The 14697-nt window shown below is 69.6% G+C and carries 13 protein-coding genes; 8 read left to right on the top strand and 5 right to left on the bottom strand.

From position 1 onward, the window contains the following. The first annotated feature begins 669 nt into the window (after nucleotides 1–669). A complete protein-coding gene (locus tag OHU34_RS42745) occupies nucleotides 670–792 on the top strand; it encodes a hypothetical protein (RefSeq protein ID WP_405772018.1) in 123 nt (40 codons plus the stop codon). A 220-nt stretch (nucleotides 793–1012) separates the two neighbouring features. On the opposite strand, the gene OHU34_RS42740 is transcribed toward OHU34_RS42745, so the two are convergent. From OHU34_RS42740 to OHU34_RS42725, 4 genes are all read right to left on the bottom strand, one after another. Further along, nucleotides 1013–2407, bottom strand: a complete 1395-nt coding sequence (locus tag OHU34_RS42740; RefSeq protein WP_405772015.1) for an MDR family MFS transporter — start codon at nucleotides 2405–2407, stop codon at nucleotides 1013–1015. Between the two features lie 74 nt (nucleotides 2408–2481). Further along, nucleotides 2482–3414 carry an aldo/keto reductase gene (locus OHU34_RS42735; RefSeq protein ID WP_405772012.1) on the bottom strand — a complete coding sequence of 311 codons (933 nt, stop codon included), beginning with the start codon at nucleotides 3412–3414 and terminating at the stop codon, nucleotides 2482–2484. 63 nt (nucleotides 3415–3477) lie between these two features. Further along, nucleotides 3478–4050, bottom strand: a complete 573-nt coding sequence (locus OHU34_RS42730) for a carboxymuconolactone decarboxylase family protein (RefSeq protein ID WP_405772009.1) — start codon at nucleotides 4048–4050, stop codon at nucleotides 3478–3480. A gap of 321 nt (nucleotides 4051–4371) precedes the next feature. Then, nucleotides 4372–5196 carry an alpha/beta hydrolase gene (locus OHU34_RS42725; RefSeq protein ID WP_405772006.1) on the bottom strand — a complete coding sequence of 275 codons (825 nt, stop codon included), beginning with the start codon at nucleotides 5194–5196 and terminating at the stop codon, nucleotides 4372–4374. Nucleotides 5197–5398: 202 nt separating this feature from the next. On the opposite strand from OHU34_RS42725, the gene OHU34_RS42720 reads away from it, so the two are divergent. The 7 genes from OHU34_RS42720 to OHU34_RS42690 all read left to right on the top strand — a co-directional run bounded on the left by OHU34_RS42720 (nucleotide 5399) and on the right by OHU34_RS42690 (nucleotide 14380). After that, the gene (locus OHU34_RS42720) at nucleotides 5399–6202 is read left to right on the top strand and encodes an IclR family transcriptional regulator (protein ID WP_405772003.1); all 804 of its coding nucleotides are present in this window, start codon (nucleotides 5399–5401) and stop codon (nucleotides 6200–6202) included. A gap of 677 nt (nucleotides 6203–6879) precedes the next feature. After that, complete coding sequence (locus OHU34_RS42715) at nucleotides 6880–8499, top strand: ABC transporter substrate-binding protein (protein ID WP_405772000.1); 1620 nt, start codon at nucleotides 6880–6882, stop codon at nucleotides 8497–8499. Nucleotides 8500–8565: 66 nt separating this feature from the next. After that, on the top strand, nucleotides 8566–9504 hold the full coding sequence (locus OHU34_RS42710; protein WP_405771997.1) for an ABC transporter permease: 939 nt from the start codon (nucleotides 8566–8568) through the stop codon (nucleotides 9502–9504). Continuing rightward, complete coding sequence (locus tag OHU34_RS42705; RefSeq protein ID WP_405771995.1) at nucleotides 9501–11492, top strand: dipeptide/oligopeptide/nickel ABC transporter permease/ATP-binding protein; 1992 nt, start codon at nucleotides 9501–9503, stop codon at nucleotides 11490–11492. Before OHU34_RS42710 ends, OHU34_RS42705 begins: the two co-directional genes overlap by 4 nt. Continuing rightward, nucleotides 11485–12540, top strand: a complete 1056-nt coding sequence (locus tag OHU34_RS42700) for an oligopeptide/dipeptide ABC transporter ATP-binding protein (protein ID WP_405771992.1) — start codon at nucleotides 11485–11487, stop codon at nucleotides 12538–12540. Before OHU34_RS42705 ends, OHU34_RS42700 begins: the two co-directional genes overlap by 8 nt. Nucleotides 12541–12593: 53 nt before the next feature. Further along, nucleotides 12594–14072: an aldehyde dehydrogenase family protein gene (locus OHU34_RS42695; RefSeq protein ID WP_405771991.1), complete on the top strand. Its 1479-nt coding sequence runs from the start codon at nucleotides 12594–12596 to the stop codon at nucleotides 14070–14072. Further along, nucleotides 14048–14380 (top strand): beta-propeller fold lactonase family protein, encoded by a 333-nt coding sequence (locus OHU34_RS42690; protein WP_405771988.1) that lies wholly within the window; start codon nucleotides 14048–14050, stop codon nucleotides 14378–14380. The genes OHU34_RS42695 and OHU34_RS42690 overlap by 25 nt, the downstream gene beginning before the upstream one ends. On the opposite strand, the gene OHU34_RS42685 is transcribed toward OHU34_RS42690, so the two are convergent. Then, nucleotides 14368–14682, bottom strand: a complete 315-nt coding sequence (locus OHU34_RS42685) for a hypothetical protein (RefSeq protein ID WP_405771985.1) — start codon at nucleotides 14680–14682, stop codon at nucleotides 14368–14370. The two genes, OHU34_RS42690 and OHU34_RS42685, sit on opposite strands and share 13 nt — an antisense overlap. Nucleotides 14683–14697: the final 15 nt, after the last annotated feature.

Genomic DNA, 14697 nt, shown 5'->3' with positions numbered 1-14697 from the left:
CTGCCTCCGACGGAGCTGCTGTACTACCCGCTGTACGCGGCCGCGTGGAACTGGGTGTGCCCTTCTGCCCCCAGGTCGGACACACCGGCCTGCTCCAGCCCTCGGAGACCGGAACCCCATCCCCTACATCGACCAAGCGGCGCTGGACTTCCCCGAACCGACCATCGTCTGCAGGCACCGGCTATCCGTGGACGACGGAGATGATCGTGGTCGCGGACCAACACGAGAACGTCCACATCGACGCCAGCGCGTACACCACCCGCCGCTACCCGGCGGAACTCGTGCAGTAGCTGCGCGGCCGAGGCACCGCAGCCGCAGGAGTTGCAGCATCGCCTGGAGGCAGCGGTGCCGGCATGGCGCACCCCCGCATGGACAGCGGTCGTCGGGGTAGACGGGCGCGTGTTGTGGGAGGGGCCGCCAACGCCTGGGGAGGTCGACGCGGCCCTTTCCCGCTCCTCTGATCGTGGCTCTGGCTGCAGAGGCATCCGGCGAGCCGGTTCTCGGCATCAGCTCGGTCGCGGATCGCCTGTTTGGGCCGATGCCGGGCTTCGCGTGGCTGACACGGGCGTCACTCGCGGCGAATTCACGGCACGAATACACCCTCCTCCTCTCAGCCCCGGGGTGAGGGCGCGCTGCGCTCATCCTTCGACGCCGGTGGAGGTGTGGGGGGTGCCGACAGACGGCGACTGGCTCTACGACAAGAACGGCAAGAAGATCACGGAGAACTTCGGCAAGCTCCTGACCCAGCACGGGATTACGCACACAAGGTCCTGCCCGGCGTCGACCACATGATCACCGAGGCGATCGCCGCCGGAACCCTCGCCTATCCGTCGGACTTCTGGGAGGAGGCCTTGGCGAAGTTCAGGTAGAAGCGCCTCAGGAGACCGTCAGCGATGCGTTTCCGCTCACGGCCTCCGCCGCGTGGCGCAGAGGTCGGTTGACGCGCTCCTTGCGACCTGGCCACATCGACTCCGCCCCCGACCATCGGCGCGAGGTACACGCGCGGAAGGCTTCACAAGCCCGCTGCCCGGCCCGGCGCGGTGGGCTCTGCATGGCGGGAGGGCAAGTCGGAGGCGTCGTACGCCTCCCGGATTCGCCGGTCGCTGACGCGGAGGGCGAAGAGGGAGGCGCACAGGCACAGGGTGGCCAGGGTGATAAAGGCGATGAGGTAGGCGTAGATGCCGTCGCCACCGAGGGATGCAGCCAGGGTCCCTGCCAGGGCTACTCCGCAGGCGCCGGCGGTCTGCCGCTGCATGTTGAGGAGGGTGGTGGCGTCGGCCGTACGAGAGGCCGGAATCGTGACGAAGGCTGCGTTCTGGGCGCTGGCGAAGAGCAGCCCGACCGATGTCCCGAGCAGGTACATCGACGGGTAGAGCGCCAGTGGCCGAGGAGCGACTGTGAGGATCGCCAGGAGGACAATGATCAGTGCCGCTCCGGCGCCGCCCACGACCATCAGGCACCGGGGCCCGACCCGATCGTGGAGACGGGGCACGATCTGGGAGGCGGTGAGCATTCCGAGTGCTTCCGGGAAGGTGGCCAGGCCCGAGTGGAGGGCGTCGTAGCCGAGGCTGCTCTGCAGGAACTGCGGGTACAGGTACAGGACACCCATGAAGGCTGCCCCGGTCGGCAGCAGGACCAGCTGGGTGGTGCGGAAGAGCTGGTCCTTGACCACCCGCAGAGCGATCATGGGATGCCTGGCGTGCAGTTCCCACGGAATCAGCGCGGTGAGGAACACGCTGCCGCCCACCAGCGGCCCCAGGGTCCCCATGCTTGCCCAGCCCCGGCCCGGGGCCCCCGTGAGGGCGTACAGGACCGCGGCGAGCCCCGCGCCGGCGAGGACGAACCCGGGCAGGTCGAAACGGGGCGTACGTGGGCCTGGGAAGTCGGGCAGCGCGCCCAGCCCGAAGAGCAGGGCGAGAGCGCCGACGGGCAGGTTGACCAGGAATACCCAGTGCCAGGAGGCGGTGTCCACCAGCCAGCCGCCCATGACCGGTCCGAGGGCGGGGGCCACGGCGGTCGGCAGCATGGCGTACTGCTGCGCGCGCAGCCGCTCGGCCACAGGGAAGGCTCGTAGCATCATCGTCATCCCGACCGGGGTGAGCAGACCACCGCCGACGCCCTGCAGGACGCGGTACGCGGTGAGCGCTTCGAGCGAGTCGGCGGTGGCGCACAGCCCTGAGGCCACGGTGAACAGCAGCAGGGCGGTCAGTGCGGTGCGCCGGGTGCCGAAGCGGTTGCCGAGCCAGCCGGAGACGGGGATGAAGACCGCGAGGGCCACCAGGTAGCCGACGTTGACGGAGCTCAGGCCAGAAGGGTTTACGCCGAAGTCGCGGCCGATGGCCGGCAGGGCCACGTTGACGATCGTGGTGTCCATGATCGCCATGAAGTTCGCTGCGACGAACACCACGCAGACGGCGACCTTCGCGGAGACCCGGGGGCCGAATCGCGGGGAGGAGCTGGGGCCTGGGGGGTTCTCGGAATTCACCGGCCGTCCCGGAGCCAGCGGACCTGCTCCTCGGTCAGCGTGAGGCGGCGGGCCTGGAGCGAGCTGTCGATCTGGGCGGTCGTCCTCGGTCCGATGGACGGCCACACGCCGGGGTGGTGCAGGGTCCAGGCCAGGGCCACGGTTTCGGGCCGGGCGCCGAGTTGCCTTGCGAGTTCCACGCAGCGAAGCCGTCGGGTGCGGTTGTCCTCGGTGTCGTAGGGATCGGGTTTCCCGTTGTGTGCTTTCGGTTCGGTGCGTGCGAAGTGGCCGCGGGCCTGCGAGGACCATCCGATCAGGGCCAGCCGGTGGCGGCGGACGACATCGAGTACGGCGCTGTCGGCGTGCAGGCTGCCTTCCAGCAGCGCCGGGTCGGGTTCGGCGAGGCTGAACTGGTAGCTGGCGACGGGGGTGTGGCCGCTGTCGCCGAGTCGGGCGGCGAGCGCCGCCAGCCGCTCGGCGCGCCAGTTGGAGACGCCGACTCGGCGGGCGTGTCCGGCCTCGACGAGGCTCAGGAGGGTGTCCGCGAGTTCGGCGACGGACCGGCTGGGATCGTCGCAGTGGTAGAGGAGGATGTCGATGGCCTCGACGCCGAGGTTGTCCAGCGCGGACCGCACGTGCGCGAACACGGTGTCCCGGCTCAATTGGATGTTCCCGCCGGTCGTGTCATGGCCGACCTTGGTGGCAACTCCGAGTGTGCCGGGGTTCTTGCGCAGCCAGTCGCCGACCGCCGACTCGGCCTTTCCACCGGCGTAGCTGTGCGACGTCTCGACGAGGAGCCCGCCGGCGCCGGCGAAGTGAGCGAGCCGTTCGGCGGTGGTCTCGGCGGGCTCCGCTCCGAAGGGGCCTCCGAGGACGAATCGGTGCGCGGCGGTCTCCAAGCCGTTCTCGTCGAGGAGTCCGTCGAGCAGTTGCAGGGGGGAATGCGGCATCGGGCCACACCCTTTCGATGTCGTACGAGCGTCGTGACGTCCGGGTCATTTGCGGGGGCGGTATCAGTCGTCCGCGGGAACCCGTCGGAAGCCGTCGACGTCGGCGAAGGGCCGGGGCAGGTGCGGCCGGAGCGGGATGTGGAAGGTGTTGAGCATCATCGCGGACATGCTGAAGCTGCCGATGCAGCCGATCAGATCCAGCACGCCTTCTTCGCCGAACAGCTCGATGGCCTTGGCGTAGGTGGCGTCCGTGACGAAGTGGTCGTAGAGCATCTCGTGGGCGAACGCATGGAAGACGCGCTCGTCCTCAGCCTTGAAGTCGGGGTCCTCGCCGCGGGCGAGGCGCTCCAGGCACTCGGCGGGGACGCCCTCCTCGACCGCTTGCTGGATATGGGCGTTCCAGGCGGCCTGGCTGTCGAAGTGGCGGCCGCAGATCAGCACGCTCAACTCGCGCAGCCGCTGCGGGAACCGGGACTCGTTCCGGCAGTACCGGCCGAGGTTCTCGACCCAGTGGGCAAGTTCCATGTTGCGCGCCCAGGCGAGGAAGGGCGGAGGCGGTTCGACCCCGGGGCCGACGATGGTTTCGAGGAGCTCGGTCTGTTCGGGGCTCAGGCTGTTGATCGGGTCCAAGCGCATGGTTGCGCTGCCTTTCGGGAGTGGTGGGATCACCGAGTCGATGTCTGCTCCTGCGAGGGACGGCGGAGTCCGTCTGAGAGGCCCGCGCCCGGGGCAGGCCGTCCTTGGCCACCGGCCGCGCGGCACGGGCGGGCGGCCCCGCGGTCGGGGACGGACCAAAGGGGAGGCGCCTCTGGGCGCGGGCGGTCGGCGACGGTGGGCCGAGGGCAGTGGCCCGTCGGCCGGCCGGGGGGCGGGGCGGCATGGTGACTCAGGTGCGGGGAACATCCCGTACGAGGTGTTCAACCCGCTGGAGTGGGGGAAGGGCGTGGCCGCGGTGCGTCAGGCGGTGCGCCACCAGGCGTAGTACTTGTCGCCGTAACCGTCCATGATGTCCGGGTACTCGTGGTCGGCGTCCGGGAACTCGAAGAAGTCGTGGTCGACTTCGAGGTCGGTGAAGCGGGCGTCCAGGTCACGGATGGTCGGCGCCAAGCGTGTGTCGAGCCGGCCGGACAGCAGGCGGACCTGGCTGGTGCGGCGCAGTTCCGGGGCGTTGGCCAGGACGAGGCTCCAGGGGTGGCAGAGGTCGTAGTACTCCTGGTCGCCGAAATAGGTGTTGTTGACCCGGTCCTCGGGCTCGTCCTTGAGGTCGCGCAGGATCGCGGGCGCGACCGCCGACACCTTCCCGAAGATCTTCGGGTACTTCAGGCCGAGGTGCAGGGCTCCGAAGCCACCCATCGAGAAGCCCTCCACGGTGCGGGAGGCGGCTTCGGGAATCGTCCGGTAGGTGTCGTCCATGTACTGGACCAGGTCGAAGGCGGTGATCTGGGCCAGTGGCCGGGCGCCGTCCCTGGAGTCGACGTACCAGCCGATCGGCAGGATCTGCGGGACGACGACGATGGTGGGCGGCATCGCCTCGCCGCGGATGGCCTTGTCGATCCGCGCAACCATTTCGGAACCCTGACGGGCATTGCCGAACCCGCCGTGCAACCAGTAAATGACAGGGAACCGCCGTTCCGGGTCGGTCTCGTACTGGGGCGGAAGGTAGAGCTGGTAGCTGCCCTGGGCTTCCGTGCTGCCGCGCGAGGGCTGTGGGTAGAGACCGAAGGTGGTGAGCTCCTGGTCCTCGCGGACCTCGTCGATCCACTGCTGTTCGATCTCTGCCATCTGCTCGAGCGTTGTGCGTACCTTGTGAACCTTCTCGGCCACGGGGGTTTTCCTCTCAAGGTGGGTTGTCGTGGTACTGACCGGGGTTTCTCCGAGGCAGGTGCGGCAGCCCTCCGACCCACCACCCGGTGTTCCATTACGTAGAATGATGTATTCTCTAGTGGAACGCTCATCAGTGAAACGCTGCGATGGGAGCCTGTCAATGGCCGGGATCGAAACTTCCGAGGACTCACAGACTGGCGACCGCAGAGGACGCAGTTCGCTCGCCGGCAACGCCACCGACAAGGCCCTCAACCTGTTGGAGGCCGCCGCAGCGCCCGGATACCCGCATCGGCTGGGCGATGTCGCGGCGAGCGCCGGGGTGCCGAAGGCCAGCGCGCACCGCATCCTCCAGAACCTGGTCGCGACCGGATTCCTGGCCTCCGACGGCTCCGGCAGCTACGGCCCCGGCCCGCGGATCCGCGCGCTCGCTGCCCGGATCACCCAGGGCTGCGAGGAGGACCAGGTGATGCGCGCCGAGCTGGAGGTACTTGGCCGGCGCATCGGGCACACGGTGCAGGTCGGTGTGCGCACCGGCGACGCGATCACCCTGCTGGTCAAGGTGTCGGGCCCGAACCCGGTGCAGGACTCCTCCCGGGTGGGCATGCAACTGCCCCTGCACACCACCGCGATCGGCAAGTGCGTCCTCGCCGGCCTCGACGACGAACAACTCGACTCCTTGGTGGGACGATTGGGCCTGCCGCCCCGCACGGAGAACTCCCTCACCGACCTCACCGAACTGCGTGCGGCACTCGCCACCGTGCGGGAGCAGGGTTTCGCACTGGATGACGAGGAGAACGAACTCGGCGTACGCTGCCTCGCCGTGCCGATCCGCGATACCAAAGGCTCGGTCATCGGCGCGGTCAACGTCTCGACGATCGCCTTCCTGGAAACACGCGAGGCCCTCCTGAACTGGGTCGGCTTCGCACGTACAACAGCGGATGCACTGCACGGCCTGCTGGGCTGAGCCCCGATGGACCCAGCTCGCACGAGCCTCGTCACTCGCCGGAAAGATCCAACCCCGTCTCCTGCTCGCATGGAACGGCTGAGGCCCCGCCGACCGGTCTGTCACTCCCGATTCAGGCGGGCGCGCCGATGACGCCCGCATATACGCGAGCCGCCCCATGCACAACATCATGATCTGCACGCTTATCTTGCGTGTCCGTCGCCCAATTTGCCCTGCACGGATGCTGGACAGCAGGGCACCGTTTCAGCAGGGTTACACCACTGGGCCGATCGCGTCTCGTCCGTTCTGCCGGAAGAGACGCCCACGCCCCGGTTCACCGGCCAGCCCCCGGTAGACCGGCACCATCTCAGAGCCTGATCCTCGCGAGCTGCGGGAGCACCTCCGGTTCGTCGCCGCTCATCCCTGAAGACCGTCGGTCTCGCACGGCCCGTCTTCGGCCGTCACCGCACCGCGGTCCCCCCGGCGACGTACCCGACCTCTCACCTTCTGGCCTTCCGCCGGCCGGCTCGCACCCCTTCCGTGAACACGCGCAGGTGGCTCCCCTTCCGGGCACCACCCGAGCCCTGCGATCACCATCGCCAGCGCCCGACGCGTGCAGATGCTCCTCATCACCCTCAGCTGCCCGCCCTTACGGTCTCCGCCACTGCGGCGGACCTCCCGTGGCGCAAGGAGAAGACATGCACCCTCTCGACTCCGCTTCCCGCCTGCCCAGTCCGAGAGCACAGGCCGTCCGCTTCACCCGCGGTGGACTCGTGGGCCTGTCCGCCGGGCTCGCTCTCACGCTGACCGCCTGCGGCGGCGGCACGAATACGGCCAGCGGTGCCCAGGCCACCGGCAAGGCCGTGCCGGGCGACACCCTGACAGTCGCCGAGCAGCAGGCTCCGCCGTCGATGAACCCCGGCAGTCTCGACCTCGGCTTCGTCGATTTCACGATGCTGTCGTACGAGTCGCTGTTCTACCTCTCCCCCGAGGGCACGGTGGAGCCTGCGCTGGCGAAGTCCTGGAAGTACGTCGGCACGGGCAATACAGAACTGTCTGTCACTCTGCGCTCCGGGGTGAAGTTCGCCGACGGCAGCGCGGTGACCGCCGAGTCGGTCAAGGCCTCGCTGGAATACGCGAAGAAGGCTCAGGGCAACCAGGCGCACTACCTGACGGACGCCACGATCACGGCCACCGGCCCTCTGGCCCTGACCATCAAGCTCGCCAAGGCCAATCCAATCCTGCCCACCCTGCTGACCCAGTCCTACGGCATCGGCCAGATCATCAGCCCCAAGGGCCTGGCCGCCGCGTCGAACCTGACGCCGACCAAGACCAGCCAGGGCGCCGGCCCCTACACCTATGAGCCCTCGGGCAGCGTGGCCGGCGACCACTACACGTACACCGCCAACCCGAACTACTACGACAAGTCCAAGCAGCACTACAAGAAGATCGTGATCCGGATCGTGCAGAACGGCCAGACCGCGGTCAACGCCATGAAGACCGGCCAGATCGACGTCTACAAGGGCGACTACACCTCCGCGGCCTCGGCCGAGAGCGCCGGCATGTCGACCGTCGGTCTACCGGTGATCCTCCAGGGGCTGAGCCTCATCGACCGCGCGGGCGAGGTGTCCAAGCCGCTCGGTGACGTCCGGGTCCGGCAGGCGATCAACTACGCCATCGACCGGGAGGCGGTCACCAAAGCGCTCCTCGGCGATCAGGGCACGCCCACCGTGCAGACCGTGATCAAGGGCGGGGACGGCTACTCGGAAGAACTCGCGGACTACTACACCTACAACCCGACGAAGGCCAAGGAGCTGCTCAAGGAGGCCGGGTACGCCAACGGCTTCGAGCTTCCCGTCCTCGCGGCCACGTTCGTCGGTTTCGACACCATGGCCCAGGCGATCGCCGGCCAGCTGTCCAAGGTCGGCATCAAAGTGAAGGTCAACGCGGTCACCAGCATCACCTCCTTCGTCGACAACCAGACCAACAAGAAGTACCCGGCCGTCTCGGGAGGCTTCACCGAGGAGCCGATGTACCTGGAGGGCCTGGACCTGTTCATGCCCGGCTCCAAGGTCTTCAACGGCTTCGGCAGCACCTCGCCGGAACTGACCAAGCTCTTCGACGAGGCGGCCGCCGCCGACACGGCCGAGCGGGCCGAGCTCGACCAGCAGATGCAGGAGTACCTGGTGAAGAACGCCTGGTTCGCCCCGGTCGCCTTCACCCCGGTCAACTACTACGTCCGTCCCGGCATCGGCGGGGTCAAGGTCAGCGCGGGCGCGCCCTTCGCGAGCCCGCTGGCCTTCTACGCCACCAAGTAAGCGCTCCGGGCGGCCCCCGTACCTGAACGACGGGGGCCGCCCGGCCCAAGAAAGGAGTGAGGTGAGATGCACAGGATCCTCTTCCGCTGGCTGCTCGGTGCGATCCCGGTGGTGTTCGGCGTCAGCGTCCTCACGTTCGTCCTGACCAGCCTGGTGCCGGGCGATCCGGGTCGCACCATCCTGGGCGCGAACGCCAGTCCCGCCCAGGTCGCGGCGCTCGACAAGCAGCTCGGCCTCGACCACTCGCTGCCGGTCCGCTACTGGGACTGGCTGATCGGTGCCCTGCACGGCAACCTCGGTGACTCGATCACCTCGGGGGTACCGGTGAGCGACCAGCTCACCTCCCGCCTCAGCGTCACGCTCTCGTTGATCGGCGGCGCCATCCTGGTGGCCGCCGTGACGGGTGTGGTCCTCGGCGTCCTCAGCGCTCTGAAGGGCGGCTGGCTCGGGCGTGCGGTGGACGGCGTCTCACTGGTCGGGCTCGCCGTGCCGAACTTCTGGTTCGGCCTGGTGCTGATGACCGCCTTCGCGGTACAGCTGCCGGTCTTCCCCGTCTCGGGGTACGTACCGTTCACCGAGTCGCCCGTTCAGTGGTTCCAGTCGCTGGTGCTGCCGGTGCTAACCCTGGGGGTTCCGGCCACGGCACCAGTGGCAAAGCAGACCCGCGACGGCGTACTCACCCAGCTCGACCGCGAGTACGTCCGTGTGCTGCGGGCGCGCGGCATCCCGGAGCGGTCGGTGATCTTCCGGCACGTGCTGCGCAACGCGGCCGCCCCGATCGTTACCGTGCTGGGCGTGGTCGTGGTGACCCTGTTCGGCGGCACCGTGCTCGCCGAAACCCTCTTCGTCATGCCCGGCCTCGGCGGGCTCGCCGTCACCGCCGCGCAGACCCAGGACATCCCGATGGTCCAGGGCGTCGCCCTCGTCTTCACAGTCACCGTGATGCTGATCAACCTGCTGATCGAAGTGGTGTACACGATGCTCAACCCGAAGGTGCGGACATGAAGACCCCGACTATCGCCCGCGGGACGGCGCCCGAGAGCGGACGGGAAGGCCAGCGGCGAGGAGCCGGGCAGCCCGGCTTTTCCGCCCGTCTGCTGCGCAAGCCGGCCGCGGCCGTCTCCGCTGGCTACCTCCTCCTCATCGTCCTGGTCACCGTCCTCGCGGGCCCGCTCGCTCCCTACGACCCCGACGAGCAGGACCTCGCCGCCGCACTCCAAGGCCCCAGCGGCGCCCACCTGCTGGGCACCGGCGAACTGGGCCGGGACGTGCTCAGCCGGTTGATGCACGGCGGCCAGCTCACCCTCCTCGGCGTACTGATCACCCTGGCGGTCTATCTCGCGCTCGGCGTGCCGGCCGGAATGATCGCCGGTTACATGGGCGGCTGGTTCGACCGGGTCGTCCTCAAGACCGCCGACCTGATCTCCGCCGTCCCCGTCATCATCGTCCTGCTGGTGGTCCTCACGGTCTTCACGAACAACGAGAGCGCCGCCATGGCCGCCAACGGCCTGCTCGGGGCGCCCCTGCTCGCCCGGGTGGTCCGCTCGGCCACGCTCGGTGTCAAGGAAGAGCTGTACGTCCGGGCAGCCGTCGCGGGCGGCATCCGCGACCGGGTCATCATCCGCCGGCACGTCCTGCCCCGCGTGACCGGTGCCGTCCTGGTCCAGGCGTCCGTGTTCGGCGCCTACGCCGTCCTCCTGGAGACCGGACTCGGCTTCCTCGGCCTGGGCACCACCGAGGCCAGCTGGGGCAGCATGATCGCCGAGGCATCCAAGAACATCGGCACCGATCCGTGGCTCCTCGTACCGTCCGGCTTCATGATCATCAGCTTCATTCTGGCGCTCGGCCTGCTCAGCGACGGCCTGCGCGACACGCTCGCCGAACGGGGCTCGCCCCCGGCCGGCAAGCCGCCGTCCCGCCGCATGGGGCGGCCCCGGGGAGCCTCGCCCGAGACGGTGCGCGCCAAGGAGCCGGCCACACCGCGGGTGACCGAGGAACCCGACGCCGACGCTCTGCTGTCGGTACGCGGTCTGACGGTGTCCCTGCGCATCGAGGGCACGCCCACCGAGGTCATCCGGGACGTGTCGTTCGACCTGCGCGCCGGCGAAGTGCTGGGCATCGTCGGCGAGACCGGCTGCGGCAAGACCATCACCGCCACCTCCCTCCTCGGCATGCTGCCCGCAGGCGGCAAGGTCACCTCCGGCACCATCCACTTCGAGGGCGCCGACCTCGCCCAGGCGGACGCGGCAACGCTGCGCACGGTGCGCGGACGCCGTATCGGCTGGATATCCCAGGACCCCATCTCCAGCCTCGACCCGTCGTTCACCGCGGGCGCCCAGGTCTCGGAGGCCGTGCGCCTGCACACCGGCTGCTCCCGCAGGCAGGCCCGGGAGCGCGCGCTGGAGCTCTTTGAGAAGGTACGGCTGCCCGACCCCGCCCGGGTGGCCGGCAGCTACCCCCACCAGTTGTCCGGCGGTATGGCCCAACGCGTCGGTATCGCGGCCGCGCTGGCGGGCGACCCTGCTCTGGTGATCGCCGACGAGCCCACCACCGCGCTCGACGTGACCGTGCAGGCCGAGATCCTCGACCTGTTGCGCGAACTCCAGGCGGTCGGCACCGCCGTCGTCCTCATCACCCACGACTGGGGCGTGCTGGCCGACCTGTGCGACCGCGCCGTGGTGATGTACGCCGGCGAGGTCGTCGAGGAGGCGGAGGTCACCGCGCTGGTGACTACTCCGGCCCACCCCTACACGGCCGGACTGCTCGGCTCCGACCCGCACCACGCCCTGCCGGGCGAGCCGCTGCCCGCCGTCGAGGGCGCGGTACCGCCCCCGACCCAGTGGCCCGTCGGCTGCCACTTCCAGAACCGCTGCCCGCGGGTGACCGACGCCTGCAAGGAGAAACCCGTCGTGATCTCTCATCTGGTCGAACTGGAACGGTCGATGCGGTGCATCCGCCCGCTCGAGCGGATCGGAGGAGGAGTCCATGACTGAACAGGGGCGGAACACCGCGTTGCGGCCGGACACGGACACCGCGCTCCTCCGGGTGCGTGGACTCGACGTCACCTACCGCCGTTCCCGGCTGCGCGGCGGTGACGTCAACGCCGTACGCGGCGTGGACCTGAGTGTCGGGCGCGGCGAGACCGTCGGCCTGGTCGGCGAATCCGGCTCCGGCAAATCGACCATCGGCTCCGCGGTGCTGGGGCTGGTGCCGGCGACCGGCGGCTCCGTCGAGTTCGACGGGGCCGACATCACGCACAGCTCCCGCACGGACCGCCGGCTGCTGGCCCGCCGTATACAGGTGGTCTTCCAGGACCCGTACGGCTCCATGAACCCCGCCCACACGGTGGGCGACACGCTCGCCGAGGCCCTGCGGTACAACCTGGGCCTGCCCGCGGACGAGATCAGGGAGCGAGTCCTGCGTGCCCTGGACGACGTCGGACTGCCGCCCGGCGCCGCCCACCGCTACCCGGCGGCCTTCTCCGGCGGACAGCGCCAACGCATCGCCATCGCACGAGCGCTGGTGATGGATCCCGACTTCATCGTGTGCGACGAAGCGGTCAGCGCCCTCGACCTGTCGGTCCAGGCTCAGGTGCTGAACCTGCTGGCGCGGCTCAAGAGCACACGCGGACTGAGCTACCTGTTCATCTCCCACGATCTGGCCGTGGTGCGCTACCTCAGCGACACGATCGTCGTCCTCTACGCCGGCCGCGTCGTCGAGCGAGGCCCGGCGTCACTGGTCGCCGGCAGCCCCGCCCACCCCTACACCCGCGCGCTGCTCGCCGCGGCACCGGTCCCCGACCCCGTCGCCCAGCGCCGCCGCCAGGCCGAGCGACGCCTGGCGGGCACGGCCGCCACCGCTGCGCGACGAATCAGTGAGGGCTGCGCCTTCGCTCCCCGCTGCCCGTTCGCCCAGGAGACCTGCTGGTCCGCCCAGCCGGAACTCGTGGAGCACGACGGGGTCGCCGTCGCCTGCCACCGCCGGGACGACATCGCGGCGGGCACAGCCCTGCCCGACCAGGCCACGGCCAAAACCGCCTGACCAACCGGCAGGCCTCGCCCCGCCAGTCCCCTGCCCCACGCACAAGGAGCACGATGACCACCACCGCCCCCGCCCCGCCCAACATCACCGCACTGCTGCCCGACGCCACCCACCTGATCTCTGGTGAGTGGGTGCCCGCCCGGTCCAAGGCAACGATCGGCGTCGTCAATCCCGCCACGGGCGCCCTGCTGGCCCGTGTCCCGCGCGGCACCGCCGAGGACATCGACGACGCCGTGCGGTCGGCCGAGGAGGCCCTGCCCGCCTGGCGCGACACCAGCCCCGCAGTGCGCGGTGAACTCCTCTACCGTTGGGCCGGGTTGGTACGCGAGCACGACGACGACATCAACCGACTGGAGGCGATGGAGGTCGGCCGCCCTGTCGGCCCCTCCCCTATCGCCGCACGCCTCACCTACCTCGCCGGCAAGGCCGACAAGCTCTTCGGCGACACCCTGCCCACCCGCTCCCCGGACGTCCTCGGCCTGACCCTGCGCGAGCCCTACGGCGTCATCGGCGCGATCATCCCCTGGAACGCGCCCGGCCCCATGACCGTGTTCAACACCGCGGCCCCGATCGCCGCCGGCAACACCGTCGTCCTCAAGCCCGCCGAGGACGCCCCGCTCACCGCCCTGTACCTGGCCCGGCTCGCGTTGGAGGCGGGCATACCGCCTGGCGTCCTCAACGTCGTCACCGGATATGGATCCGAGGCCGGCGCCGCCCTGCCCGCGCACCCCGGCATCCGCAAGATGAGCTTCACCGGATCGCCCGCCACCGGCACCGCCGTGATGGAGGCCTGCGCCCGCAACCTGATCCCGCTCCAGCTCGAACTCGGCGGCAAGTCCCCGCAGATCGTGCTGCCGGACGCCGACCTCACCAAGGCCGTACCGGCGATCGTACGCAGCATCGTGATGAACAGCGGCCAGGTGTGCGCCGCGGGCTCCCGGGTCCTGGTCCACTCCTCCCTCCATGACCGACTCGTCTCCGAAATCGCCGACGCCTTCCGTGCCGTTCGGGTCGGCCTGTGGGACCAGCCCGTCGACATGGGCCCGCTCATCAACGCCCGGCAGGAGAAGCGGGTGCTGGAATACCTGACCATCGGCCGGGAAGAGGGCGCCGAATTGGTCGTCGGCGGCAGGAAGTTGACCGGTGCGCCCTACGACGACGGGTACTTCGTCGAGCCGACCCTCTTCGACCGCGTCACCCCCGGCATGCGCATCGCACAGGAGGAGATCTTCGGCCCGGTGCTGTCGGTGCTGACCTTCGAGGACGAGAAGGAGGCCATGGCCATCGCCAACGGCACCCGCTACGGCCTCACCGCCACCGTATGGACGCAGGATGTCGGCCGCGCGGTGCGGCTGGCCCGCCGGATCCAAGCCGGACAGGTGGCCGTCAACACCCTCGGCGACGGCGGGCCCGCCGGGGCGATCGGGGCGCCCTTCGGCGGCTACAAGCACAGCGGATTCGGCCGCTCCATGGGACCGGACTACCTGGAGGACTGGACCCAGGTGAAGTGCGTCGTCATCAACGCCGCCTGAGCCCCGGACCGCCGGTCGGCCCGCGCCCGTCTGCGACGCGGCGCGGGCCCCGGCTCCTGGCCGACGCCGTCTTCCCTCACACAGCCGAACAGCGCACCGGCAAGCTCCGCACCGTCCAGTCGCTGTCGCTTGAGTGCAAGTGGCCCCGAGACTGCGCGATCTCGCCCGACGGGCGGTGGCTGGTCGTGTCCTGCCTCTACAGCGACGAGCTCATCACCCTCGAGATCGGCCACGACGGCCGACTCCGCGACACGGGCATCCGCACCCCGCAGACCACCGCGGCCAACGTCACCTTCTACCAAGGCTGAGTGATGATCATGTCGAGTTTCTCGCGGCGCGGGCCGCTCACCAGATTGTCGGCGGCGCTGGTGCTGGCGGCCAGCTTACTCGTGGGCGAGACCGCCGTGACCGGCGGGCAGAGCTTCGCGGCCACGCAGACTGCCGCCGCTGCCACCGCCGATGCCACCTCCTGTCCGTCGGTCACCGGCACCGTGTCGTCCACTCCGACTGCGGCTTGGCTGGCACAGCAGGCTTCCCAGTCCTTCGCCACCGAGAGGCTGGCCGCGTCACCGCGCGCGTCCCGCTGCGCTGGGTACGCCTGCGCTTCCACGGCCAGACCATGAGA

Origin of the sequence: Streptomyces sp. NBC_00080 (genome assembly GCF_045041255.1) — a bacterium.
Lineage (GTDB): Bacteria > Actinomycetota > Actinomycetes > Streptomycetales > Streptomycetaceae > Streptomyces > Streptomyces coriariae.
The sequence above is the reverse complement of the archived record's forward strand: the minus strand, read 5'-3'. Positions and strand labels throughout refer to the sequence as shown.